Origin of the sequence: Kitasatospora sp. NPDC058184 (genome assembly GCF_042883725.1) — a bacterium.
Classification (GTDB): domain Bacteria; phylum Actinomycetota; class Actinomycetes; order Streptomycetales; family Streptomycetaceae; genus Kitasatospora.
In genome coordinates, this window is the sequence record NZ_JBHVVE010000081.1 from 1 (window position 1) to 1,026 (window position 1,026).

A 1,026-nucleotide genomic window follows, 5' to 3' on the forward strand; every position below is an offset into this window, starting at 1 on the left:
GCCCAGCGGAACGGCCCTTTTCCTTCACAAAATAAAGGCCGGATGTAGGCGGGAACGAATCCCGGAAAATCAAAAGCATCGGCGAGACCCTCATCTTTGGCAACTTGACGGATATTGTTGCCGTAATCGAAGACGATAGCCCCTTTTTTCTTGAAGGCAAGCATGGCTTCCACGTGCTTTTTCATACTTTGCTTGGATAGCCTTACGTATAAATCGGGCTGATCCCGGCGCAGACGCCCGGCCTCTTCAAGTGAGTATCCTGCCGGAATATAGCCGATCAGCGGGTCGTGAGCGGAAGTCTGATCGGTCACGATGTCAATATGGACGCCGCGGTTCAAAAGCTCATGATGCACCTCAGCCGCATTGCCGAGAAGGCCGATCGATAAAGGCTCTCCGGCTTGTCTGGCTGCTTCGGCCCAGCGCAGCGCTTCGTCAATTGATGCGGTTTTACGGTCGCAATAGTTTGTTTCCATCCGTTTATCAATCCGTGTTTCATCCGCTTCAACGGCGATGACGACGCCATCATTCATCGTGACGGACAGCGGCTGGGCGCCTCCCATTCCGCCAAGACCGGCCGTCAGCGTAAGGGTTCCTTTCAGACTGCCGCCGAAATGCTGTCTCGCAAGCTCCGCAAAGGTTTCATAGGTGCCTTGCAAAATGCCTTGTGAGCCGATATAAATCCAGCTGCCGGCCGTCATCTGCCCGTACATCATCAGCCCTTTTTTCTCAAGGTCATGGAAATGTTCCCAATCCGCCCATTTTGGCACGAGAACCGAATTAGCCAGCAGGACGCGGGGCGCGCGGCTGTGCGTGCGGAACAGTCCGACCGGTTTTCCGGATTGGATCAGCAGTGTTTCATCATCTTTTAACGTTTTGAGGGAACGCTCAATCGCGTGAAAAGCATCCCAGTTTCGTGCGGCCTTGCCTATGCCGCCGTATACGATCAGATCCTCCGGCTTTTCGGCAACCTCCGGGTCAAGGTTGTTTCGGAGCATGCGGAGCACGGCTTCCTGCTCCCATCCTAAG

Annotated in this window: 1 protein-coding gene; it reads right to left on the reverse strand. The window is 54.6% G+C overall.

Annotation, left to right across the window (positions count from 1 at the left end; all coding sequences use genetic code 11):
* A partial coding sequence (gene hutU / locus ACFVXH_RS41480) for a urocanate hydratase (RefSeq protein WP_387831258.1) occupies positions 1-1,026 on the reverse strand: 1,026 nt, incomplete at both ends.